Here is a 25,380-nt window from a genome sequence, read left to right on the forward strand (position 1 = left end):
AACCGATATCCGTTATGGGCATTAAAACCTCTGAAATTCATTGATTCAGAGGTTTTTAATCAGATTTAAAAAAGACAGATGCATTCTTAGCTACCATTTTATTTTCGGGAGTACTTTTTTAATTTCTTTACTTATATTATTTCCGGCTTTGCCTACTTCATTACCAATATTCCGGATTACTTTAACGGCTTCATGGTTATTACCCGGACCATACTGAATGTCGTGAACCGTGGTATTCCATGTTTTTACAATGTCATTATTAGGGCCGAATTGATTTTGCAGTTCCGAACCAATTTTATTTAAGCCTTTTATAATATCATTATTTTTGCCAAAACACCCGGAATCCCCTCCTACACCAATGGTAAGGCATTTATCCAGTTCTCTTGCCATTAGCTGTCCGCCGGCACAACCCGCAAAAACATAGGGCTGCCCACCCGACGTTACTGCACACTGCACCACGATCTGGGCTTCTGTATTCATATTAAGCTTACTTGCTCCATAGCACATTGCCGTATTCATAAAGCTAACCTGGCCATACGAGCCCTGCTGCTGCACACAGGAAAGAAGTTTTTGAAGCTCCGGATCCGAAGATTCACCTGCCAGACATAGCGGATATTTGCTGTAGTCGGTTCCGTATTGCTTGTAGCATTTCAGTAAAGATGCAGAGATTCTTCTTTCATTAGCTCCTCCCATGGTTCCGACCAGGCACAAGGCCTGCTCTTCGGGCGTTGAAGCATTTTTAACGCAATTATAAATTTCATTTTCTTTTTTACCGGCCATATTTTCGACCATGCAGTCACCAAATTTTTGTCTGTCCAGTGTTCCATTAAAGCCTACTGACTGGTCATAACAGTTTTTCGCCGTCTGTTCGTTAGTGATCATCAGGTCACCATACGGATTGTTAATATCTATGATCTGGTTGGGCAATGGCTCAAAACCATTTGCAGTCTGAATACCAACATTTGGATTATACTGCGGTGGAGTGTAATTCACCATCGGGTTTGGTGGTGGCTGGATGTCTGAATATCCAATGATCCTGGCTCCCATAATATAATCAATCTCAATAACGTTTCTGTTGTAATCCAGAAAGAAAGCTTTCTGATACGGATTGGCAGCAGGCAGCCTTAAATACATCATTCCGGACGGATCCCGGTATGCCATGCCTTTATTCATGGGATTGCCGTCCTGTACCATCATCCCGTCACTATACAGAACGAAACTCTGCTGGTGGGCCTGGTCATAAATGCGTCCGAGTGGAGCCGGAGGCTGCGAATAGAGGTTGGCAAAAGTCACAAACAGGAAAAAGCTTAGAAACAGCTTTAAACTTTTTAAGAGTCGTGTTTTCATGGTATTTGTTTTTATTAGAGTAATTCATGGTTTTACTTAAGTTGTTATCTTTATTAATTTCAACGTAAAACTGGTCATAAAAACAAAACAGGTCAATTACACTTTTGGGTACTTTTTATCTCTGACGGGAAGGCAGAGACTGTTTAAATTTAAAATCTCACTGGTCTGTCAGATTACACAGATTTTTATAACTGAAATAAATCTCCTTACTCTGCGGGAATAATTTTTTCTGCATACTAATTTTATTAAATAAATTCAAACAGGATCTAACCATCTGAAAATAAATACACTTTGATGGTAATATTCATTTTCAATGACTTACATTTAATACAGAAATAGAAACTTAAAAAAACACAAAACTTTATTTCTATTATCCCTGTAATGGGGATTTTGCTGAAATTATTTCAATTAACGATACTGAATCTCCTGATTGATGATTAACGGACATTAGTTCATTAGCCTCTTGTTAAGCGCAAGAGGTTTTATCAGACAGACTGATAAAGAGATGTGTAATTTTTTTAAACAGATAGCAGCAGCAATCCATTTAAGCATATGAGTAATTGTTTCCAGACGATAAATTTCAATGAAATAGCGTGTTAATTATCCTGCCGTCTATCCATTTTCAGCTCCCTTTCCACTTCATTTACATCCGTCAAGGGGATATCATAGCTTTCGGCGATGTATTTCAGAACTTCGTCTTCCGTTTTATCGTTTATTTTCCTGATGAAAAGATGGTTGGTAGCTTTCAGAAAAAGAATAAGCTCATCAGGTGTCTGCTTCTTGCCAAATATCGGCTTTTCAATGACGGCTCTTTTATCATCATTCACGATAAGATCATTAAAAGTGGTATTCATAAGGACAGTCTGAAAAAAAGATTCTGCCGGCAAAAAGGTATGAAGATAGTAGTCCTCAAAATTCATTACTCTTTTATTATTCGCAAGAAAAGCACAGGTATCCCTGGTGAAAATAACCCATTTACCTCCTATGTAGGGCGTAACTCCTTTCATGAATTCTCTTTTGTACATCAGAGAAGAAATCTTATAAGACAGTTCTGTGAAATGGTTCTGTATTCTCTGAAGGGTATCGGGACGGTAAAACTTCTGGTCATAATAGAAAAGATAATTCCTGCCATTGTTCGCAGTAAGAAACTTACGGATAATATTCTGGGACTTAAGAGGATAATCTTCACCGCTTAAATTAACAAAATAATCCCATTCCTGACTGACGTTAAGCAGAAACTCCATGGCATCCAGTTCAGCCTGGATCATACTGAATCCGCCGGAAACAATATTAATGCTTTCCAGGATATAGACGTTGGGAAATTTAACGAGATACATCTGGATCTCATCGGTCATTTCGTCTTTGGCTTTACGGTCGATATGGACAAGGTAAAACTGGTCCCTGGTATAGATCTTCTGAAACATAGTCCTGAATACTTCCGGCTTATGATGTATCATAATGAAGTAAGCAATTCTCACATGCTTATCTGAATGGGAATCCAAAGTTTGGTGCTGGGGGGTGGTTGTAGGAAAAGTCTGCATGTGTGATGGATTTTAAAATCATCCGCCTGGTGCAAACAATTCAGTTAACGTGCGAAATCTACGAATAATTTTTTGACAATCAATTATTTAAACCCATTATTATTCAGTTTATTTATTGTAGCTTTGCAAAGCATTTATAAGAACAGGCCTCTGCCTTTTGCTATTCTGTAACAGTTTAAAATCTTCATTTTTCTCTTTCAGTTTTGCTTTTTCAGCTGCCCAATTAAAACTTATTTTTTTTAAATAACTTTTTAATACTGCTTCCTTGATTTTCAGGTTTAAAAAAGCAGTTATAAAGCTCAGGACATATGGATTTGTAAAGATCCAGTTTTGAGAAATGCGAACGATATGATATTGCAAAGCTTAGTACATATATTCCCAACTGAATGTATCGCCAAAGTTAATGCAAAGTAAAATAATAATTAAAGATAATGCCTGTCGGAATTGATATTCATTGTTTTTTAATACAAGACAACAATTCAGATCTTAACCGATCTGGCCACTCAGAACCGGCTGTCCGGTAGAATATAATGAGTTTTAAAAATCTAAATTTAATAAATCCTATAGTCCGCGCCGTTACAGAAGCCGGATATTCCAAACCTACAGAGATACAGTACACTGCTGTTCCGCATATTCTGGCGGGAAGGGATATTATAGGCTATGCCGAGACCGGTACAGGAAAAACAGCGGCATTTGCTATGCCTATTCTCCAGCTATTAAAAAGAAATACACCCGATCATAAAGAAATACGAACTTTAATCTTAACTCCAACCCGGGAACTTGTCCTGCAGCTGGAAGAAAGTTTTAAAGTGTACAGCAAATATTTACCTCTATCTCAACTTTCCATTTTTGGAGGCGTATTATCAGGAAGCCAGCTGGCAGCTCTGAGAAAAAGAGTGGACATCCTTATTGCAACGCCCGAAAGGCTGCTGGATTTGGTAAGCCAAAGACATATTGATCTTTCTAAAATCGAAATACTGGTCCTGGATGAAGCGGACAGAATGCTTGATATGGGATTTGCAGATGATGTAAAGAAGATTTTAAAGCTGATCTCCCAAAAAAGACAGACTTTATTTTTCTCTGCCACGATGCAGTCGGATGTACGACGATTTGCAGACTCTATAATGAACAATCCCGTAGAGATTACGGTAGATACGGCTCCATCACCCGTACAGTCTATTAACCAGTCGGTTTACTTTGTTGAAAAAACCAAGAAAACAGATCTGCTGATCAATATACTGCAGGATGTATCCATTTTACGTTCACTGGTCTTTACCCGTACAAAACAGGGTGCAGACAGGTTAGTCAAGCAATTGGAACGCACAGGAATTTTTGCAGCCGCCATTCATGGAAATAAATCCCAGACAGCAAGATATCAGGCTGTGGAAGATTTTAAAAACAGTAAGATCCGTGTCCTGGTAGCCACTGATATTGCAGCCAGAGGAATCGACATTGAAGAATTTCCGTATGTAGTTAATTACGAACTTCCCGATGTCCCGGAAACTTATGTCCACAGGATCGGCAAAACCGGAAGAGCAGGAACAAAAGGAACAGCCGTTTCTTTCTGTGACGAGGGGGAACGCTCGGACTTAACCAATATTCAGAAACTGATAGGATTTATCGTACCTGTAGCAAAATTCCAGTATATTCATTAAATCACAACAAAATAGACGGATTATTTCTTTAAGAAATTTCAGAAAAAAATCCTCACAATAATTAATACAACAATTTTTAATACCCATTACAATGCAAGAAGGCACAGTAAAATTTTTCAATGAAGCAAAAGGCTTCGGATTCATTTCTCCATCAGACGGAGGTAAGGACATTTTTGTACACTCTTCAGGTTTAGATTCAAGATCTATCCGTGAGAACGATAAAGTAGTTTTCGAAGTACAAAAAAGCGACAAAGGTTTAAATGCAGTTAACGTAAAGTTAGCATAGTTTGAATATACCGTTTAAATGGACATTGACCGATAAGTAGCAATACTTTTTATTCGATGTCCGTTAAAACCTCTTGCTTGATGTAAGAGGTTTTTTATTTTTGCAAAAACTGAGATATTCTCCCAAAATATCCTAAAGTTTCGCTTCAGTTCCTTAAAAAACGGTGATATCCTGCTATATTTGTCCTCTAAAAATAATTCCACAATTACCATCAATGAATTTATTATACGTCAACTGGGATGTAAGTCCTGAAATCTTCAATATTTCCGGGTTTCCCCTAAAATATTACGGCATCCTGTTTCTTGCCGGACTCGTTTTATGCTATACCATCTTAAAGACCGTCTATAAAAAAGAAAATCTAAGCAGTCAGGCTCATGAAGCTCTTTTTTCTTATGCCTTCATCGGTATTCTCGTCGGCGCAAGATTAGGCCACTGCCTCTTCTATGATTTTGATTATTATTCACAGCATCCGATCGAGATATTCCTTCCCATCCAGAAAGGAGCCGACGGAGCTTATCATTTTTCAGGATATGCAGGCTTGGCTAGCCATGGCGGAGGAATCGGCCTTATTATCATGCTGCTGATCTATTCCAGGAAATTCTCAATTAAATTCATGACCGTCCTGGACATTGTCGCTATTGCAACCCCTTTAGCGGGAGCTTTTATCAGGCTGGGTAATCTGATGAACTCTGAAATTATAGGAACACCTTCCAATGCGCCGTGGGCATTTATATTCAGACAGGTAGATAACATTCCCAGGCATCCTGCCCAGCTGTATGAGGCCATCTGTTATCTGATGATCTTCCTTCTGGTGTATTTTATTTATACTAAAAATATCTTTAAGGTTGGAAAAGGCTTTTATTTCGGGATTACCACCCTGCTGATCTTTATTGTACGGTTTTTAGTCGAATTTATAAAGGTAGATCAGGTTGATTTTGAAAAGGGAATGAGCCTGAATATGGGACAAATTTTAAGCATCCCATTCCTGTTGCTGGGACTGTTTTTCATTATTAAAAGTATCCGGGACAAAAAGGAAATAAAAGTTTCATAATCCTAAAAAATATTACTAAGAAACCTCTGGCATTACTTTCAGAGGTTTTTTTCCGGATATAATTCAACAAAAATTGGCTTAAGTGTATTAAGCATTGGGTTATTTTCTTATTCAAATCGTTATTTCGCATTCATATGTACAGTGTAAAATAAAAAATTTATATCCCACACGAAGCACTTATCCCACTACATACCAGCCGTATACACTCTTCAACTGCCCTGAAATTCAGCTTTTATGTAAAAAAAATCCAGAATACGTGAGTTTTAGGCACAGCATTTGCAGAGATGATCACGTTATACACCACTTCATTTTTATAATATATTATTTTCCACAATCCCCGGTTTACTGGGGATTTTTTCATTATTATCTCCGGATTGATAAATAATTTTTCACCAGGAAAATACATTTTTGATAATCAGTGATTTAAAATAGGTTTATTCAGTTTATTGTCGTATATTTGTGTATTAATTAATAGGCCGCTGCCTTTGCCCTCTGTTACAGTATAGAAATTCTTTCTTTTCAGTTCCCGCTTTTTCAGATGCCTCATTTTTTAAAAACCACTTCTTTTACTGATGGACGCCCAAAACTATATGCTTTCGGTATTTCATTATAAAGAAGAACAGACGGACTACTGCAGGCTTTACATAGCTCATGGCAGATCAGATTAACAATATTACAATATAAAATTAAATACTAGAATAATTTATGGCAGACTCTTTTTCTAAAAAAGAAAATTTCAAGAAAAAAATTCAAAAGCAAAAAGAAAAAGCGCTGAGACGCGAAGATCGTAAAACGAACAACAACAAAGGTGCGGATGATGTTTTCATGTATGTAGATGAATTCGGAAGACTTACCTCTACACCTCCTGAAGGCAGAGAAAGACAGGAAGTAAACATTGATGAAATCCAGCTTGGTGCAGCTCCAATTATGGAGGAAGATGTAAGAAAGACAGGAATCATCACTTTCCACAGTGAGAAAGGCTATGGCTTCATTACTGAGGACAACAGCAAGGAAAATGTTTTCTTTCATAACAACAGCTGTGCACACCTTGTAAAAAAGGGGAACAAGGTATCTTTCGAGAAAGAAAAATCTCCGAAAGGATTCTCTGCGGTTAATATCCAATTGGTTAAATAATTAACAGGTCTGCTTCATCATGCAGATTTTGTCAGACAATAAAAAAAAGCCGTTCTACAGAGCGGCTTTTACATTTTCTTTACTAAATATTTTCTCTGATGCTGCATAACGGCGTCTAAATGTTTCGGTTTCTTTTACGAAACTTGAATGACTATTTCACCCAACAACACCAGTGGAATTTCATAATCAATGTTGTTTTTCATTGGGATGAATATCTCTGTATATTATTGGTAAATCCATATCAGAACTGGTTTCCCGGTCTTTTGGATCATAGGATCAATTTCTTTCATGGCATTGTTGGAAACGGTGGAACATCCCCAACCTTCCGGAGAACCTTTTGGAAAAACTTCATCATCACTCATCTGATCCCACGAATGAAAAACTATACATCTTTTCAAAGCATTGCTGTTTGTTTTCTCCAGGCCATGCATCACATATTTAACATTAATTCCCCACTCGCTGTAACCTCTTTCCAGCAGCTTATACTTCCCTAAAGATGAAAGATGGCTGTCTTCATTACTGAACTGCGGATTGTCTCTTGAACCATCTGAGCTCCATGGATTTGGACCACAGCCATGTCCCACAAGATATTTTCTAACGACCTTTTTTGTTTTAAAATCCCAGACAAAAAACCTTTTAATCCCGGAGTGTAGGCTCATATCGATCAGGATACAAAATCTGTACTGAACTTTTTTGAAACACAGAATTTCAGAGCTTCTTCGGCCTTCGCTGCAATTTTAGACACATCCGCTTCCTGTCTTTTTTTTCTTTAACATCAAGGTTTGCTGTACTGAAATGATTTTCTTTGGATTTATTACTGCATGAAAACACAAGGTGAAGGACCAGAATAACTGCCAAAATCTTCATTGAGAATTATTTGTAATGTCTGAAAATTCCGAAATCAGAGGGTGTCCACAGTGCTGCTTTCTGTCCCGCAGCTTTCAGTGCATCATTGGCCCAGGTATTACAGGTATTCAGGAAGCTGTATTTTCCTTTAGCATCGTAAAATGCATCATTGACGTCATATACAGCATTGGTAGGAATAAGGATAAAATTTCCGTTCTGGTCCCTGTCGAATTTATCTTCTACAAATTTCACCAGATTCTTATACTGATCCCTGCTGATCATGATCTTTTTGCAGTCATCCCCTTCTTTCATGGTTTTGTAATAGGAACAGTGCATCGCTGAGTCGCTGAGCCAGAATGCGGCTTTAAAAGCAGTGGAAAATTTCAGATCGGCCCAGGTAGGAGTATCCAGATAAAAGCCTTTATCTCCCCAGCCTATTCCTATATAAGTATAATCCGTACTTTTTGATTTGGTATTGGAAAACGGAACTTTTGCGCTCCAATCCTGAAGATCGTTTTTTACAGGCATTACAATATCGGTATGCACGCCGTTGGTATAAATATAAATCGGGATATCTTTCGTCTGCCCGTCATTTTTTTCTGCAGAAACTTCTATAAGAGGCAGCAGAAGCCCCATCACAACATACAGAGCAACAATTCCCAAAATAATTCCGATGGCTTTCAGGACATACAGTAATATCATTTTTACACTCATGATTAATAAAATTTAATCTTCAATTTCCTGTAAAAGTATTTGTTTTAATCGGAAAAATGATTAAATTTAGTTACGAAATATTCACAAATATGCGTAAAAATACAAAATCACAAAAAAGACTTAAAGTAAGAGTAAAAACAGCTCCAAAAAGAGTACAAAAAAAACGTTGATTTTCTGTGGGACATTGGTCTCCTGAAAATCATTTTTCTTTTTAGGAAAGTTTTCCAGAGATTCTTACTGAATCAAATCTTATCCTCCTTAAGGCTGACAGCTTAAGGGATGGCAGGTTATCCTCCCAAGTTTTGGAACCTAAATATTCCAGAGAAGGATTTGTCACCCAAAATTTCTCCTAAAGCTTATCTAAAGAACGTTCTAAAAATTCAATATTCCGCTTCAGGCCTGCAAATTTAGTTCTCTTTACGGGAGATTTCCTGAAGATCTCGGAGAATATTTCCTGGGTAATTTCTTTCCACTCTTCCTTTTTAAAATTTTTCAGGGATTCATTCGGAGCAAACCTACTTTGAAGGTTGGGCGAAGAAAACCTGTTCCAGGGACATACATCCTGGCAGATATCGCACCCGAACATCCAGTCTTCCATTCTGTCTTGAAAATGATCCGGAATTTCACTTTTAAGCTCTATGGTTGCATAAGAGATGCAGCGGCTTCCGTCGATGATCTTATCTGAAACAATAGCATCCGTAGGGCAGGCATCTATACACTTCCTGCAGGTGCCGCAATGGTCTGTAGTGGCGTGGTCGGGAATTAATTCAAGATCGCAGATAATTTCCGCCAAAAAATAGAAGGAACCATTCTGTTTTGTGATAAGGTTGGCATTTTTTCCTACCCATCCTATTCCTGACTTTCTGGCCCAGCTTCTTTCCAGAACGGGAGCAGAATCCACAAAAACCCGGAATCCGAACTCTCCTATCTCCTGCTGAAGTTCTGAAACCATTTCGCGGAGAATTTCTTTTACCACTTCATGATAATCTTCTGCGTAGGCATATTTCGAGATCTTATAATTTTCCAAGGCAGAAATTTTTTCTTTTGGAAAGTAGTTGTAGGATAATGAAATAACGGACTTTGAGCCTTCTACAAGCAATCTGGGATCTAATCTTTTGTCGAAATGGTTTTCCATGTATTTCATTTCCCCATGGAAATTATTTTTAAGCCATTTTTCAAGATTGGGGGCATCTTCTTCTAAAAATCCTGCCTTGGAGATACCGCAGCTCTGAAATCCAAATTGTTCTGCTTTGGACTTTATGAGTTGGGAATATTTTTCGGCACCGGCATTGAGGATTTCCATTCTGCAAAATTAAGATTAATTTACGAATCTTACGTTTTGGATAAGAAATGAATAAGCCCTACGTTTTAAAGCATTTTTGCAGAAATTTAAGTTTTGATAAAGAGTTTTTTAAGAAAAAAATTGCGTATTTTCGTTCTTATTTTTAAATCTAAAATTAAACAGTTATGTCTTTAATAGAAGTTATACAGTCAGGAAATTATGAATTAATTGATGTCCGTGAGCCGATGGAGCTTGAAATGGACGGAAATATAGACGGGGCCAAAAACATTCCTCTGGGTGAAGTGGAGGACAGAAAAGAAGAAATTTTATCTATTGAAAAGCCTGTAATCCTATTCTGCAGAAGCGGAAACAGAAGCGGAAAAGCATTGGAATATCTTAATGGCCAGGGCCTGAAGGACGGTTACAACGGCGGAGGCTGGGCTGAACTGAAAGCAGTATTGGAATCAAATCAGGGAACTTTTTAAAGTTCCTTTTTTTATCTCAATCCATCATGAACCTGAAAGAGCAATTCACGGATCTCTGTCTCCTTTTCAACACAGGACAACAGTCTTATTGAAGGTCTGTGGCAGGAAATTGAAGCAAAATACTCAGAAAAGGGCAGACATTACCATGATCTTTTTCATCTTGAAAATATGTTTCTGGAACTGGAAGGTGTAAAACATGATATTGAAAATTTTTCAGCTATTTCGTTTTCTGTTTTTTATCACGATATCATCTATGATTCTTCTTCAAAATCCAATGAAGAGAAAAGCGCTCTGTATGCTGCGGACCGGCTTAAAAAAATAGGGTTAGATCAGGATATGATTTCAAAAACAGAGGCCCAGATCATAGCAACAAAATCCCACCAAAAGTCGGATGATACGGATACGGACTATCTTCTGGATGCGGATCTTTCTATCCTGGGAAAAGAACCTGCCATATATTTTGACTATACCCGGAAAATCAGGAAGGAGTATGCGTTATATCCGGACTTTCTCTACAAACCGGGAAGAAAAAAGGTTCTGAAGCATTTTTTGGAGCTTGAAAGTATTTTTAAAACCAGGCATTTCAGAGAGAAATATGAGCAGCAGGCCAAAGAGAATTTAACTGCAGAGCTTCAGCTTCTATAGTAAGAAAGGAGATGCGGCAGAACCACATCTCCAACATCAAACCACTCATCCAAAACACAACTATCGATCATCAATTAAGAACAGGGGAATTCTTAATGATATGATTACAAGGGATTTTTCTCATCAATTTTTTATCATCTTCTGCATCATTGTCCGGTTTTCAAAAATAGAAAATAGAATATCACTTACCCGTGATACCAGATGTATGTTTTGTGTAATTATCACTGAAAACACAGTGGAACAAAGCCCTAAGATTAAGAAAACAGCGGAGATAAAAAAGGTTAATGATTTCAAAATAATCACTTTAAAATTTATCAGGATTGTACATTTTTTATTTTTTTATTTTCGTTAAATATGAAGATATAAGAATAGAGCAATTGCCTAAATCAGATCAAAAATATCAGGAAAAAAATAAAACCGCAGCTTTAACGTTGTACATTCTTATACAATTCAGGCAATATTATACAATTTGTACACATAAGAGCAAAACCAGGTTGAATACAACAGGGAAAAGACATTAAAAATTTCACAACGGATGCTTTCCGGCACTGCTTAATCAACAGGGTTAAAAATAAAAAAGCACCTTGAAAAATCAAGATGCTCATATTGCGGTTATCCTTCCCAGCTGCTATAATTTTTTTATGAATTCTGATACTTTACCGATAACCAGCTCAGGAACTTCTTTATGCGGCGTATGCCCTATTCCCGGGATAATATACTTTTCTGCCGTACCGCTTACCTGAGAAACTGTTCTTTCCACCTGTTCCAGCGTACCATATTCGTCAGCATCCCCCTGAATGAATAGTAAGGGGCAATGAATGTCTTTTAAAAGGTATTCGATGTTCCAGCTCCGGTAGTCTTCACGGGTCCAGGTTTCCGTCCAGGCTCTGAAAAGCATTTCCACCTTGTCTCCATGATATTTGGCAAGGCGCCCGGCAAGATTGGTGGTCTTGTAGGCATCCCATGCATCCCAGACTCCTTTTAATGTAAGATCTTCTACAAAAATATGTCCTGCTTCACAGATTACGGATTTTATCTTTTCAGGATATTTGGCTGCTGTAATAAGGGCTATGGTTCCTCCGTCGCTGTGACCAAATAAAACGGCATTATTGATGTTAAGTTCGGTCAGCAAATCATTCAGCAAGCCGGCTTCCTGTTCCATATAATTAACGGGTCTTTCGTGGGTAAGCATCGGGCCGGATTTTCCATAACCCAGCCTGTCGTACAACAGAATGTTACAGTGTGTAACTTCAGACAGTTTTTCCGGCAGATCTCTCCAGAGCTGCACACAGCCTAAGGAATCGTGGAGAAAAACGATAACGGGTTTTGCTTCTGAAATGTTGTTATGTGTTATGTAAAGTTTCTGTCCTCTTACCTCGATTATTCTCTCTTCCATGAATTCAGACTTCTATAAGCCGGGTACGCTTGCTTCTTCAAACTCCTTCAACAAATTACTGAAAACGGTTTCTACCGGTAATATATCATTGATCAGGGCTGAAACCTGTCCTATTTCCAGCTCGCCGTCTTCCATATCTCCTTCAAACATTCCACGTTTGGCTCTTGCACGCCCCAATGAAGCTATTAAAGCCTCTTTATCTCTCCCTGACTGGTAAATCTCCTCGAGCTCACCAAAGAATTTGTTTTTCACCATCCTTACAGGTGCTAACTCTTTTAAGGTAAGGTGGGTGTCGCCTTCATTTAATTCTGTAATTTTCTTTTTCCAGTTTTCATGGGCACTTGCTTCAACAGTAGCGGCAAACCGGGAACCGATCTGTACCCCATCTGCCCCCAGGATCATGGCAGCTTTCATCTGTGAACCCAGTGCAATACCTCCAGCGGCAATCAATGGTTTGGAGATATGTTTTTTCACATTCGGGATAAGACAGAAAGTAGTGGTCTCATCTCTTCCGTTGTGTCCTCCTGCTTCAAAGCCTTCCGCTACAACAGCATCTACTCCTGCTTCTTCACATTTTACTGCAAATTTGGTAGATGAAACTACGTGGGCTACTTTTATTCCTTCTTTCTGAAGGGTTTCTGTATATGTTTTGGGATTTCCGGCGGAAGTAAAAACGATCTTTATCTTCTCTTCTATGATGATCTGAATAATCTCTTCAAGGTTAGGATACAGCATGGGTACGTTAATACCAAAGGGTTTATCTGTAGCCATCTTACATTTCCTGATATTTTCTCTCAGGATATCCGGATACATGCTTCCTGCTCCTATAAGTCCCAATCCTCCACAGTTGGAAACCGCCGATGCCAGTTTCCATCCGGAATGCCAGATCATTCCGGCCTGAACGATAGGATATTGTATATTAAAAAGCTCTGTAATTCTATTTTGACCTGTCTTCATTTCGTGAAGTTTTTTTGCTGAATTGAAATCTATAAAATTGCTCATGCGTAAAAATACTAAAAACCGTTGTTTTTAATGAATAAAAAATTGTGTAAAATCGCTTTAAACAAAGGATTACTAAGTTTTAAATATATCCAAAGTATCATCAATAACAGGACTTATTTTTAAAAAATTCCAGGCCAAATCAATTATATCATTTTGAATGGTTTCGATATTCAAATTGATCCAGCCTTCCATTAAAATTAACGGTCCAAAATGTACATCTGCATTTTCCCACTCTTTCTGATATTCAATAAATTTATTTCTGAATTTTTCGGCGAAGTTTCTGCTTGAAATTTTATAGCCTTTCAGTTCACGAAGTTTTAAAGCATGAATATTATAATATAATTTTCCTTCTTTAATGGTTTTATCATTTACCCAAACCGAAAAAAATATTCTGCTTTTTGAATTTAATGGAGATTTAAAATCATTTGACCATTCAGGTTTATAAATTTTTAATGCAACGGATTCTAAAACTTCTTCAACGGATAATTTCAGACCAAGATCATCAAATTGCCTGAAGAAAATATCTTCTACCGCTTCTTGAAAATTTCTCTTGTAAAAATTATAATCCATTCTTTATCGTTTTTACCAAAAATAAGAAGTTTTCTTAAATTTCAGACATAAAAAAACCTCCAGAAATTCTGAAGGTTTTACTATTTATTTTTTGATTGATTCTTTTTTCCAGTTGGCTTTGAATTTACAGTTGTCATAGCGTCCGTCAATCGAGATAAAGGTTGTCGGCAGTTTAGAATTGACAAACTTTTCAATCATTTCATTACGCTTTTTATTAAGCGCCATCTGCTTGATCCTGTTATAATCTGTTTCCAGTGTAATCTGGTGGGCAGGAATAACGTCTTCCAATTTGATGATCTTTACTACTTTTCTCTTATTGTCCTCATCTTCAAAAGCAGAAGTGATATCTCCTTTGTTCAGGCCTGCCAATTCATACGTAATAGATCCCGGAATGCTTTCTCTTTCGATTTTGTCCGAACCATCTGCACCTGAAATAATACCAGCATTGAATTTCGTCTTTTTATCATCTGAGAATTTAAATGCCGCATCTTTAAATGTGATCTTGCCTGCAATAATAAGACCTTTGATGCTGTCTAATTTTGCTTTGGCGGTTTTCATCTCATCATCAGTAGGTGTGGCTTTTAACAGGATGTGTCTTGCATCATATACTTTCCCTGATTTTTTGATCAGCTGTATGATATGGTATCCGAATTCAGATTCAATAGGATCTGAGATCTCATTTTCCTGGAGGTTCAGAGCTGCTGCTTCAAACGGTTTTACCATTTGTCCTTTAGCAATATTTTTATAAAGTCCGCCATTTGCGGCAGATCCTTCATCTTCGGAATAAATCCTTGCCTGGCTTTCAAAAGTTTCCCCACCGGCAATATCCTGTTTGATTTTCTTTAATCTTTTGATAAGATCATCTTTATGCGCCTCTGTAAGTTTAGGAAAAATCATGATCTGTGCCAGAGAGATTTCATCCTTTATTTCCGGAAGCTGCATTTTGTAGAGGTTATAGAAGTCGGTAACCTCGTTCGGGGTTACGTCTGCCTTTTCAGTGATACGCTGATATTTCGCCTGTCCGTAGTACTGGTCTACATCTATCTTTTCGATAGCGTTTTTCATTTCATATCCATTTCTGAACTTATATGCAGCAAGCATTGTTTTTTCGTCAGGGAATTGGGAAAGCAACTGGCGGTATTTTGCATTCGCCTGCTCTTTAATGGCAGCAGAACGGTTTTCAATTAATGTATCTTTTTTAGCTTCGTATACAAGAAGTTTGTTGCTGATCAGGTTTTCAAGAAAGTCACATTTATCAGTTTCAGAGGCTCCCTGCTGTTTGGCATAATTTCTCTGCTCATTCACATCCGATTCCAAAACAATTTCATCCCCGATAACAGCAGCAATACCATCCACTAATTCTCCGGGTTTTAGCTGAGCATTCATGTTTGAAGAGAATATCATCATGAAAATCCCAAGAAGAAAAGTGATTTTTAGTTTATTTGTCATTTTACTATTTTAAACAAGTTGCAAATTTAGAATACTTAACGAATTAGTCTAAATTTTTTATTATAAATATTTCTTAAAAAGACTTATTTATTGCAGTTCAATATCGAATGTCGTTAATTCTTTGAATTGTCTTAATCTGTTGAACATATCAGATTCGTTTACTTCCTGGATTCTTTCTGTTCCGAATTTTTCAACGGTGAAAGAAGCCATGGCCGAACCTACAATTAAGGCAGATTTCATGGTCTCGAAATCTACCTTTCCTTTTTTAGCCAGATAAGCTGCAAAACCTCCGGCAAAAGTATCTCCCGCTCCGGTTGGATCGAAAACTTCTTCCAGCGGAAGTGCAGGGATAGCAAATACTTTATTGTCGTGGAAAAGTAAAGCTCCGTGCTCTCCTTTTTTAATAATTACATAATCAGGACCCATTGTGTGGATCTTTTTAGCGGCTTTTACCAAAGAATATTCACCGGAAAGCTGTCTTGCCTCTTCATCATTGATGGTAATAACATCAGTTTTGGCGATCATATCCATCAGAATATCCAAAGCTGAATCCATCCAGAAGTTCATGGTATCAAGAATAACCAGTTTCGGACGTGTGTTCATCTTTTCCAGTACGGACAGCTGAACGCCGGGGTGCAGGTTCCCGAGCAGAAGGATTTCTGAATCCTGCATAGAATCAGGGATTTTCGGATCAAAATTTTCCAGAACATTCACTTCTGTAGCCAAAGTATCTCTGGTATTCAGGTCATTATGGTATTTTCCGGACCAGAAGAATGTTTTTCCTTCTTTTACAATCTCAATTCCTTCAATATTTATTTCTCGGTCTGTGAACATATCAAGGTGCTCCTGTGGGAAATCTCCTCCAACAACGGAAACAATACCAGATTTAACGCCTAAAACAGATGAAGTGATGCCGATATAAGTGGCTGCACCTCCTAAAATTTTATCAGTTTTACCAAATGGCGTTTCGATTGCATCAAATGCAACGCTTCCTACAACTAAAAGTTTCATATATTTTTCAATGTATTTTAAAGTCAATTATTTTTTCCATTCAAAAGTGTCCAGCAGGTGCTTCATATCATCTTTGATATAGTTCACTGCCGGGGCCAGAGAATCGGGTTTCGGCCTTGTGTTAAAGTATAAATAAGCAGTCACGAAATGTTTTGTGCTGTCCGTAATGTAAAATTGAAGATTGGAAGCGCTCTGTCCCTTCAGTTCATAGAAGTTTCCGTACACTTTTTTGTCAGGATATTCAAATGATTTAGTATCTATGGAACTGGCTTTAATGGTATGCTCGTAAACCATTTTTTCAGCTTCTTTGATATGGTCGGCAAAATCATTCTGTATCGGATAGTAGGTCACAAAGACCTTTGCTTTCATTTTTGGATAATTGATATAATACCAGCAAGGCTTTTTAGCATCAGAAATCGATGCAAAGTCTGAATATTCAAAAGTATAGGCACAATTGTTTTCAAACTTATGATATTTCGGTGCCGGATATTCCAGGCGGAGTTCCCCATAAGGTTTCGGAACATGATCTTTTCCGCATGAAACTAAAAGGAGTGATATAAAAATAAAAATGACGTTTTTTATCATTTTGCAAAAGTACAAATTAGATTTTAGATTTTGGGAGACAAATTTCAGTCTTTCAGTGAGTTTTGGATATAGTTTTCCAAAGGCTTGGGAAAAGATTTATCATGAGATGCCATAAAGTCTGTGACCATGTATTGGTTTTCCTCAATAAAACTGTCCCAAACAGCTTCTGAATCTACCTCAACATTTGAAATTTCAATGGTCAGGTTCTTATGGGTAAGCTTGTGGGTAATGGTTTTCACGTTTCTGACAAATGATTCCAGCTCCTCAGAAATAGCCAATGGAAACTCAAATAATTTTTTCCAGATAAAATCATCTTTTCTCTGCTGTATCAAAAACTGACCGTTTCTGTGTACGAAATAATACTTCAGGGCGAGGTCTTCTGTTTTGACCTTTTTTGTTTTGACAGGGAAATCTGATATTTTCTGCATGGAAAACGCAAGGCAGTCATCATTCACAGGACATTCACCACAAAGGGGATTTTTAGGCTTGCAGATCTCTGAACCAAGATCCATCATGGCCTGATTAAAATCTCCGACATTGTCCGGTATGACCAATTCCGCAAGCTGTGAGAAATAAGAAAAAGCTTTTGAATTGGAAATATCGAAACTATCCGCAAAAATACGGCTTAAAACTCTGTAAAAATTACCGTCAACAGCAGGCATTCTGCCCCCGAAACAGATGCTTGATACCGCAGCAGCTGTGTACTTCCCTACTCCTTTTAATTTTAAAATCTCTTCATAATCAGAGGGGAAAACGCCATGATAATCGTTCATAATCTGCTGGGAAGCCTTATGGATATTAATGGCTCTTGAATAGTATCCAAGGCCTTTCCAGTAGAGCAGCACTTCATTTTCTTCAGCTTCAGCCAGAGTTTTTACATCGGGAAATCTTTTAATGAAGTTATTATAATGATTGAGTCCCTGACTGATCCTTGTCTGCTGAAAAACAATTTCGCAGATCCAGATCTTGTAAGGGTCTTTTGTCTGTCTGAAAGGCAGATCTCTTGCATTTTTTCCGTACCAGGTCAGTAATTTATTTCCAATGTGGAGAAAATCTGAGCTTTTATTATCTTTTTCCAAAAACCTAAGTCTGTTTAAATGATATAAGGGAATTTTCAGTCAGTGTTTTATTAAGACTTCCGTTCCCATCCTGCAAAGATAAAATTATTTATCCTTTTTAACAGAGTATACCGGAGCTGCTTTCAGCCACTTGTATTTAAGATTTCTTTCTGCGGCGATAAACCGGTAGCCTTCAAGCTTTTTAAGATAAAGATAGATGGAGTCGCTTTTTAGCTTAAGCCGTTGATCGGACAGGAACATAAACGGATAATCGACCACTGAATCTCTTATTGTTTTCATTACTTTTCCGGATCTGACCTTGTAAAGAAAGAATGTTTTTCCTCTTCCTTTTGAACTGTCGGCCAGCTTGACATTTGAACTTGCTATAACCAGCTCGCTGCCGTCAAAGCATTCTTCTTCGTTCATTATGTAGGCTTTTCCCTTCTGGCGTTCGTCTTTAAAAAGATCCACGGCATAATGATCGGGCTCCTGGTATTTTTTTTCGCATCCCGCCAATACAACCAGCAGGAACAGAGGCAGAAGTAAGCTTATTTTTGTTTGGATCGCATTAGTTTTCATATGAATGGCAGTAAAAAACCGATGTAAGAATGCATCGGTTTTATTATTAAAAATTGGTTGATTACTATTCCTGAGTATACTGTGCATCCCATTCATTACCGTCATCTCCTTTGTGTCCGTCCAATTTAATAACGAAACTTTTTGTAGGGAAATAAGGGGTCATACGGATATCCAGCCATACTCTGTCTTTATTGACTCTGTCCTGCTCGAAACGAACAATTTTGAACTTTTCAATAAGCTTGTCCGGACCTTTGATGTTGTCCAGGAATGTTACGATCTGTCTTCTTAAATCGTCCTCGTTCTTGGCGTTCCAGTTTTCGAAAGCTCTTCTGTTCAGGAAGTCGAGTAAAACTTTAGTTACATAATCGAATACACGTACTACTGAGTAGGTCTGAAGACCGATATTATCTCCTGTAAACAGTGTTTTTGCGGAGAATGCCATGATCTTACCGTATTCGTTTACCATCGGAACCAGACCCATTTTTTCCAACTGGGAAATTTCACTTTTCTTCAGTTCGAATTTTACGGCATCTACTTCGTTGATATTACCATGTTTTTTACCTGCTGCCACCTGAGACATTAAGGTTTTGTGGATTTTTCCTGCCAATGAAGTGGAAGGCGGAAGCTCTACGTTCTCTTCTTCTCCTACTTCTTCTGCTCTTCCTCTGCCTACAAGCCAGTTACACGTCATAATAACGTTACTTCTGTGAAGCTCGCCACCGGTAAGGTTGGCTGAGTGGAACAAGTCTACCACGTCATCCGGTTTATCAAGATTAGCAAAGTCGGTAACCATCATTACTTTGTTTTCGTTACAGATCTTTGCCCATTTTTCAATAACTTTATTTGAACCTAAATATCCGGGTATGGCTAAGATAGAATAGTTATCCCTAAGATCTAAACGGTCGTAATAGTTTTTGAATTCGTCGGAAATGGCATCAATGAACAAAGGATTATCAAGATCTGAAACCTGTTCAAGGCTTGCATTAACGATGCTTACGTTATCCACTTTATCCAGTTCTGTGTTTTTGTAGAATTGGGCTACAGTTCTGTAGTTGGTTTCCAGCAAACGCACTGCATCAAGTGTATTTTTAAGATTGGTTTTTAAGTTCTGGTCAGCCGCCTGCGCTTTGGTTTTGCAGACATCTGCCATTTTATCTGCAGGTTCGTTGCCCTCCAGAAGACTTACCCAAAGGCTTATTTTTTGAAGAAGCTCTTTTCTTTCGTCTGTTTTATTACTGTCTGTCAGGAAAATTTCTTTCCTGGCTTTTCTAGTAGGGTTCATATTGGCGATACCGTCTACAACGGATTCAACAAAGCCAAAACCTCCTATTTTATTAAGCTCTGCAAGCGGGTTGCCTTTCGGCTGTCCTGAATGTTGCTGCTGCCCCTGCTGTTGGCTCTCTTGTGCCTGTAATTTGCTATCCATGATTTGATTTAGTGTAAATAGTTATTTTTCAAGTTCTTGTGCCACATCTTTCAGTACTTCGATGAACGCAGCTCTGGTCTGGTCATTCTCAAGCATGTTGCGCAGAATTTTGTTGGTTTTCAGCTGTCGTACGATTTTATTGTACTGCTCCTGTTCCATGCTAAGCTGCTGTAAATACTCTGATTTCTGGGTAAGATTTTTAGGAGTGAAGTCTGCAAGATTCTGAAACCGGAATTCTTCTTCTACAATGCTCCCCTCTTCCGTTTCGTGCTGTACAGCTACAGAAGGTTGAAAATGTCTGAAGACGTCGTCCACGGTCTTTAATCCTGTTACAATTTCAGGGTTATAAGATTCTTCTGTGGTAAGCTGGCTTACTATCAGAGATTTATTTTCCTGTATTTCCTGAATAGCTTCATTAGCGTCCACTTTTACTTCGTTGCCGCCAACACCATAATTAAACATTGCCATATTATTATTATTTTGAGATTTCTGATTTTGGTTTGGATCTGTCTTTGAATAATTTACTGATGAATCAAATAAATTGCCAATCCAATGTTTAAATTTAAAAAAAAACTGTAACATACAAAATTTTGTAAAGATTTTTCTTGAAATATTAATTTAACCCATAATATATACACCGTAAAATCATTACTTTACGACATCACTAAACTATGAAAAAAATAAATAAAAAACGCATCATTTCTGATACGTTTTTCTTTTCTAACAATTTTTGGTTATTCTACCAGATTTTTATCCTGTCCTGTGGTGCTTTGTACATTTTGTCACCGGGTTTTATATCAAATGCTTTGATGAATGCATCCTGATTGACCAGTGGACCGAATGCCCTGAACACTCCGGGAGAGTGCGGGTCTGTCTTTACCTGGTTGATCATATACTGGTCGGTAGATTTGGTTCTCCAAACCGTTGCCCAGCTCATAAAAAACCTCTGATCCTGCGTAAATCCACTGATCTTGCCCGGGTTTCCTTTATCTTTCAGGTACATCTGAAGGGCATCATAAGCTACCGCTACCCCACCCAGGTCACCAATATTTTCACCGCTTGTGAATTTACCGTTTACAAAGCTTCCTTTTACGGGTTCGTAAGCACCGTACTGGGCGGCCAGCTGTGCTACTTTGGCATCAAAGTTCTTACGGTCTTCATCCGTCCACCAGTTATTGAGGTTTCCATCACCGTCAAAACGCGAACCGCTGTCATCAAATCCGTGAGAGATCTCATGTCCGATCACAGCTCCGATACCTCCAAAGTTCACAGCAGCATCAGCTTTAGGGTTATAGAAAGGAGGCTGAAGAATGGCGGCCGGAAAAACGATCTCATTGTTTGATCCGCTGTAATAAGCGTTTACAGTTTGCGGAGACATTCCCCATTCTGTTTTGTCCACCGGTTTTCCTACTTTATCCAGACTTCTCTGGTACTGCCACCCGGCTACATTCTGAAGATTGGAATATAAAGTGGCTCCCTGTTTTGGAGATTCTACCTTTAACTGGGTATAATCTTTCCATTTATCCGGATAAGCGATCTTTACAGTGAATTTAGAAAGCTTTTCCTGTGCTTTCACTTTCGTGGCCGGAGACATCCAGTCCATATCATTAATATGTGTTTTGAATGATTTTAAAATATAATCAATATACATCTCCATCTGGGCTTTTGCTTCGGGAGTGAAATATTTTTCAACATATAATTTTCCGAAAGCCTCACCAAGAACTCCGTTGACAAGACCAAGCCCTCTTTTGTTCATCGGGCGCTGCTCTTTCTGGCCCTGAAGATATTTTGAATAGAAATCAAATCTGATCTGCTCCAGTTTATCATCAAGATTGCTGGCATTACCGTTGATCAAGTGATATTTCAGATAATCTTTTAACAGCGGAAGGTTCTTTTCTGTGATGAACTGATCCATATTCTGGTAATATTTCAGCTCTCCAATAATTACTTTATCTGTATTTACGCCTGCATCTTTGAGATATTTAGCCAGGTTAACATTTTTAACCAGCCCTGAAAGTTCAGTCACATTTTTAGGATTGTATCTCAAATTGGCATCTCTGTTCTGCTCAAGAGTCAATAAATAATTGGCTAGCTGCTTTTCGAAGTCAACAACATTTTTGGCTGCAGATTCAGAATTTTTATATCCTAAAACCCCGAATAATTTTCCAACGTAAGATTGATACTCTGCCAGTGTTTTCGTGTTTGCTTCATTCACTTTCTGATAATAATCTCTTCCTAAACCAAGATCGGGACCGCCAAGATATACCGCATTCATTTTAGAATTCTTCATATCTGCGCTTACTCTCCATCCATAGAAAGAATTATCGCCTAATTTTGTAGCTTCAAGAAGGTATTTCTGCAGGTCATTAAGGTTTTTAACGGCCTCTATTTTTGCCAGATCTCCTTTAATAGGATTTAGTCCATCTGCATTTCTTTGGTTTACATCCATAAAAGATGCGTAGAGATTCTGGATTTTCTGTCCTTCTGATCCTTCGGCATAGCTTTCGGATAAAATTTTGTTCAGAATATCAAGAGAAGCATCATCCACATTTTCTCTCAAAGCATTGAAAGAGCCCCAACTTGCTTTATCTGAAGGAATCTGAGTAGTTTTCACCCAATTTCCGTTCACATAGCTAAAAAAATCATCCTGCGGGCGAACGCTTTTATCCATATAAGACAAATTGATTCCTTCCTCTTTCATTTCTTCTTTCGCAGGTTCTGCAACAGCCACGGCAGTTTCAGCTTTTGTTTCTGTCCCGGCAGTTTTAGCCGCACCGCATGAGTTTAAAAATACAATGCCTGAAAGGGCAAGTATTCCAATATTTAGCTTTTTCATTAAAAATTGTTTTTGATTTTTACACAAACTTACCAAATATACGAACTTTAATAATAAGTGATAAATGATTAATGATAATTGATAAATGATGAGGAATTGACAGTGAGGTTGTTGAGTTTGAGAGTATGAGTGTTTTAGTGTTTTAGTGTTTTAGGATAAAAAAGCGAGCTATCATGAATCAGAATGATTTATTCAATTTCAACCCCGAAATTTGTACTCCCTGTATCTCGAAACTCGCATCTGCTATCCATAACGTAACAGCTGCCACATAAAAACAAAAAACCGCTCATTGCTGAACGGTTTTTGCTATTTTCCTGTAAATTATTACCAGATTTTGATTCTGTCTTCCGGAGTTTTGTATAGTTTGTCTCCTTTTTTCACATCAAATGCTTTATAGAAAGCATCAACGTTGATCAGTGGACCGAAGCTTCTGAAATATCCCGGAGAGTGCGGGTCAGTTTTTACCTGGTTCACCATATATTTTTCGCTGGAAAGGGTTCTCCAAACGGTTGCCCAACTCAGGAAGAATCTCTGATCCTGAGAGAATCCGCTGATTTTCCCTGGATTTCCTTTGTCTTTTAGGTACATCTGAAGAGCATCGTAAGCGATATTCACACCTCCTAAGTCAGCGATATTTTCACCGTTTGTGAAAGTACCGTTTACAAAAGTTCCTTTTACCGGCTCGTATTTGTCATACTGGGAAGCAAGAGCTTTTGTTGCCTTTTCAAAGTTGGCTTTATCTTCCGGAGTCCACCAGTCTACCAGGTTTCCGTCTGCATCAAACTGAGCTCCTGAATCATCAAATCCGTGGCTCATTTCGTGACCGATCACGGCACCAATTCCACCGAAATTAACGGCAGCATCAGCTTTAGGATTGAAGAAAGGAGGCTGAAGGATTGCAGCAGGGAAAACGATTTCGTTGTTTACCGGGTTGTAGTAAGCATTCACCGTCTGTGGCGTCATACCCCACTCTGTTTTGTCAACAGCTTTACCGATTTTTGCTAGATCTTTATTGTACTGCCATTCGGAAATATTCTGAAGGTTGCTGTATAAGTTTCCTCCTTTGGCTTCAGAAACAATGTCTAATTTTGAATAATCTTTCCATTTGTCCGGATAAGCAACTTTTACAGTAAACTTGTTCAGCTTGTTCATTGCTTTTTCCTTCGTTGTGGAAGACATCCATGCCAGATTGTTGATGTGAACGGCAAAGCTTTTCTTTAAATAGTCGATCAGTTCCACCATCTGTGCTTTTGCTTCAGCCGGGAAATATTTTTCAACATATAATTTTCCGAAAGCTTCACCAAGAGTACCATTGATAAGTTCGAAGCCTCTTTTGTTCAGTGCTCTCTGCTCCTGCTGGCCTCTTAGGTATTTACCATAGAAGTCAAATCTCATGTTCCCCAGTTTCTCACTTAGGTAAGAAGCACTTCCGTGAATCATGTGGAATTTTAAATAATCCTTGATCACAGGAAGATTCTGAGCATTCACCAATTTATCAAAGCTTTTATAATACCCGATTTCTCCGATGATTACTTTGTCAGTATTTACTCCTACTTTTTTAAGATAAGCAGGAATGTCAACCCCTTTTACCAATGTTGAAAGCTCAGCCATTGTTTTTGGGTTGTACTGCAGTGTATTATCACGGCTCTGCTCGTTTGTAAGGTAGGTCTGCGCAATGCTTTTTTCGTAATCAACGATTCCTTTTGCAGCTGCATCAGCATTTTTGTAGCCCAGTTCCTTAAGCATAGAAGCCACATACTTCTGATATTCAGCAAGAGCTTCTGTATTTTTTTCGTTTACTTTCTGATAATAATCTCTTCCTAAACCTAAGGAAGCATCGCCTAAGTAAACGGCATTCATTTTAGAATCTTTAAGATCTGCATCTACACCCCATCCGTATAGGGTGTTTTCACCGTCTTTAGTTACAGAAACCAGATAGTTCTGAAGGTCAGCAAGATTTTTGATCGCATCAATTTTGTTCAGATTTCCCTGAATAGGTTTGATACCGTCTGCATTTCTCTTCTGCATGTTCATGTAGGTAGCATAGAGATCCTGGATCTTCTTACCCTCGCTTCCGTCAGCAAATTTATCTTTAAGAAGAGAGTTCAGAATAGTCATTGAGTTGTTATCCGTATCGTCAGCCAGTTTGTTGAAACTTCCCCAAGTCGGCTTATCAGACGGGATTTTAGCGGTTTTCATCCAGGTTCCGCTTACGTAGTTGTAAAAATCATCCTGCGGACGTACAGAAGTGTCCATAAGGCTAAGATCTAAGCCTTTATCCGTGCTGTTAACTGCTGTTTTTACGGCTTTAGCCTGTCCGTTCACTGTATTTAGTGAGCAAACCCCTGCCAATAAAAACAAAGAAAGCGTTAGTTTTTTCATTATGATAGCAATTTTATAGTATATGTATGTTTTTTTTGTAATTTGTTACGATTCTTTTTATGAATTTGTTTAAACTTTTTTGTTGGAAAATCGCAAAGGC

23 protein-coding genes are annotated in these 25,380 nt (G+C 38.1%); 6 read left to right on the plus strand and 17 right to left on the minus strand.

Annotated elements, in window-relative coordinates; genetic code table 11:
- Window positions 1-90 precede the first annotated feature (90 nt).
- Together IX38_RS09325 and IX38_RS09330 are read right to left on the minus strand one after the other, a co-directional pair.
- The gene (locus IX38_RS09325) at window positions 91-1,347 is read right to left on the minus strand and encodes a hypothetical protein (protein WP_051884596.1); all 1,257 of its coding nucleotides are present in this window, start codon (window positions 1,345-1,347) and stop codon (window positions 91-93) included.
- Between the two features lie 596 nt (window positions 1,348-1,943).
- Window positions 1,944-2,888, minus strand: coding sequence for a beta-1,6-N-acetylglucosaminyltransferase (locus IX38_RS09330; RefSeq protein WP_034704095.1), 945 nt, complete (start codon window positions 2,886-2,888; stop codon window positions 1,944-1,946).
- Window positions 2,889-3,418: 530 nt separating this feature from the next.
- On the opposite strand from IX38_RS09330, the gene IX38_RS09340 reads away from it, so the two are divergent.
- The 4 genes from IX38_RS09340 (at window position 3,419) to IX38_RS09355 (ending at window position 7,014) form a co-directional block, all read left to right on the plus strand.
- Window positions 3,419-4,543, plus strand: a complete 1,125-nt coding sequence (locus IX38_RS09340; RefSeq protein WP_034704099.1) for a DEAD/DEAH box helicase — start codon at window positions 3,419-3,421, stop codon at window positions 4,541-4,543.
- A gap of 91 nt (window positions 4,544-4,634) precedes the next feature.
- The gene (locus IX38_RS09345) at window positions 4,635-4,829 is read left to right on the plus strand and encodes a cold-shock protein (RefSeq protein ID WP_034704100.1); all 195 of its coding nucleotides are present in this window, start codon (window positions 4,635-4,637) and stop codon (window positions 4,827-4,829) included.
- A gap of 214 nt (window positions 4,830-5,043) precedes the next feature.
- Window positions 5,044-5,880 carry a prolipoprotein diacylglyceryl transferase gene (gene lgt, locus IX38_RS09350; RefSeq protein WP_034704101.1) on the plus strand — a complete coding sequence of 279 codons (837 nt, stop codon included), beginning with the start codon at window positions 5,044-5,046 and terminating at the stop codon, window positions 5,878-5,880.
- 705 nt (window positions 5,881-6,585) lie between these two features.
- Window positions 6,586-7,014 carry a cold-shock protein gene (locus tag IX38_RS09355; RefSeq protein ID WP_034704102.1) on the plus strand — a complete coding sequence of 143 codons (429 nt, stop codon included), beginning with the start codon at window positions 6,586-6,588 and terminating at the stop codon, window positions 7,012-7,014.
- Window positions 7,015-7,238: 224 nt separating this feature from the next.
- Here IX38_RS09355 and IX38_RS09360 read toward each other — a convergent pair whose 3' ends face one another.
- From IX38_RS09360 to queG, 3 genes are all read right to left on the minus strand, one after another.
- Window positions 7,239-7,673 carry a murein L,D-transpeptidase catalytic domain-containing protein gene (locus tag IX38_RS09360; protein WP_117585884.1) on the minus strand — a complete coding sequence of 145 codons (435 nt, stop codon included), beginning with the start codon at window positions 7,671-7,673 and terminating at the stop codon, window positions 7,239-7,241.
- 214 nt (window positions 7,674-7,887) lie between these two features.
- Window positions 7,888-8,574: a TIGR02117 family protein gene (locus tag IX38_RS09365; RefSeq protein ID WP_034704104.1), complete on the minus strand. Its 687-nt coding sequence runs from the start codon at window positions 8,572-8,574 to the stop codon at window positions 7,888-7,890.
- A 349-nt stretch (window positions 8,575-8,923) separates the two neighbouring features.
- The gene (gene queG, locus IX38_RS09370) at window positions 8,924-9,877 is read right to left on the minus strand and encodes a tRNA epoxyqueuosine(34) reductase QueG (RefSeq protein WP_034704106.1); all 954 of its coding nucleotides are present in this window, start codon (window positions 9,875-9,877) and stop codon (window positions 8,924-8,926) included.
- Window positions 9,878-10,041: 164 nt separating this feature from the next.
- Here queG and IX38_RS09375 point away from each other — a divergent pair, with 164 nt between their 5' ends.
- Both IX38_RS09375 and IX38_RS09380 read left to right on the plus strand, forming a co-directional pair.
- A complete protein-coding gene (locus IX38_RS09375; protein ID WP_034704108.1) occupies window positions 10,042-10,341 on the plus strand; it encodes a rhodanese-like domain-containing protein in 300 nt (99 codons plus the stop codon).
- Between the two features lie 168 nt (window positions 10,342-10,509).
- The gene (locus tag IX38_RS09380; protein WP_228377931.1) at window positions 10,510-10,986 is read left to right on the plus strand and encodes an HD domain-containing protein; all 477 of its coding nucleotides are present in this window, start codon (window positions 10,510-10,512) and stop codon (window positions 10,984-10,986) included.
- A gap of 628 nt (window positions 10,987-11,614) precedes the next feature.
- Here IX38_RS09380 and IX38_RS09385 read toward each other — a convergent pair.
- The 12 genes from IX38_RS09385 to IX38_RS09440 all read right to left on the minus strand — a co-directional run bounded on the left by IX38_RS09385 (window position 11,615) and on the right by IX38_RS09440 (window position 25,280).
- A complete protein-coding gene (locus IX38_RS09385) occupies window positions 11,615-12,382 on the minus strand; it encodes an alpha/beta fold hydrolase (RefSeq protein ID WP_034704112.1) in 768 nt (255 codons plus the stop codon).
- 12 nt (window positions 12,383-12,394) lie between these two features.
- The gene (locus IX38_RS09390; protein WP_228377932.1) at window positions 12,395-13,384 is read right to left on the minus strand and encodes an NAD(P)H-dependent flavin oxidoreductase; all 990 of its coding nucleotides are present in this window, start codon (window positions 13,382-13,384) and stop codon (window positions 12,395-12,397) included.
- Between the two features lie 72 nt (window positions 13,385-13,456).
- Window positions 13,457-13,954, minus strand: a complete 498-nt coding sequence (locus IX38_RS09395; protein ID WP_034704114.1) for a hypothetical protein — start codon at window positions 13,952-13,954, stop codon at window positions 13,457-13,459.
- An 84-nt stretch (window positions 13,955-14,038) separates the two neighbouring features.
- Window positions 14,039-15,403, minus strand: a complete 1,365-nt coding sequence (locus tag IX38_RS09400) for a peptidylprolyl isomerase (protein ID WP_034704117.1) — start codon at window positions 15,401-15,403, stop codon at window positions 14,039-14,041.
- Window positions 15,404-15,490: 87 nt separating this feature from the next.
- A complete protein-coding gene (locus IX38_RS09405; RefSeq protein ID WP_034704158.1) occupies window positions 15,491-16,414 on the minus strand; it encodes a PfkB family carbohydrate kinase in 924 nt (307 codons plus the stop codon).
- A gap of 27 nt (window positions 16,415-16,441) precedes the next feature.
- A complete protein-coding gene (gene gldD / locus IX38_RS09410) occupies window positions 16,442-16,999 on the minus strand; it encodes a gliding motility lipoprotein GldD (protein ID WP_034704119.1) in 558 nt (185 codons plus the stop codon).
- Window positions 17,000-17,043: 44 nt separating this feature from the next.
- Window positions 17,044-18,078, minus strand: coding sequence for an A/G-specific adenine glycosylase (mutY, locus tag IX38_RS09415; RefSeq protein WP_034704121.1), 1,035 nt, complete (start codon window positions 18,076-18,078; stop codon window positions 17,044-17,046).
- 84 nt (window positions 18,079-18,162) lie between these two features.
- Window positions 18,163-18,636 carry a hypothetical protein gene (locus IX38_RS09420; RefSeq protein ID WP_117585885.1) on the minus strand — a complete coding sequence of 158 codons (474 nt, stop codon included), beginning with the start codon at window positions 18,634-18,636 and terminating at the stop codon, window positions 18,163-18,165.
- 64 nt (window positions 18,637-18,700) lie between these two features.
- Complete coding sequence (locus IX38_RS09425; protein ID WP_034704126.1) at window positions 18,701-20,062, minus strand: DUF5458 family protein; 1,362 nt, start codon at window positions 20,060-20,062, stop codon at window positions 18,701-18,703.
- A 21-nt stretch (window positions 20,063-20,083) separates the two neighbouring features.
- Entirely contained in the window at window positions 20,084-20,530 is a 447-nt protein-coding gene (locus tag IX38_RS09430) for a type VI secretion system contractile sheath small subunit (RefSeq protein WP_034704161.1), read from the minus strand.
- A 271-nt stretch (window positions 20,531-20,801) separates the two neighbouring features.
- A complete protein-coding gene (locus IX38_RS09435) occupies window positions 20,802-22,898 on the minus strand; it encodes a M13 family metallopeptidase (protein WP_034704128.1) in 2,097 nt (698 codons plus the stop codon).
- Between the two features lie 324 nt (window positions 22,899-23,222).
- On the minus strand, window positions 23,223-25,280 hold the full coding sequence (locus IX38_RS09440; protein WP_034704130.1) for a M13 family metallopeptidase: 2,058 nt from the start codon (window positions 25,278-25,280) through the stop codon (window positions 23,223-23,225).
- Between the last annotated feature and the right edge of the window lie 100 nt (window positions 25,281-25,380).

The sequence above is a fragment of the Chryseobacterium luteum genome (assembly GCF_000737785.1).
Classification (GTDB): Bacteria; Bacteroidota; Bacteroidia; order Flavobacteriales; family Weeksellaceae; genus Chryseobacterium; species Chryseobacterium luteum.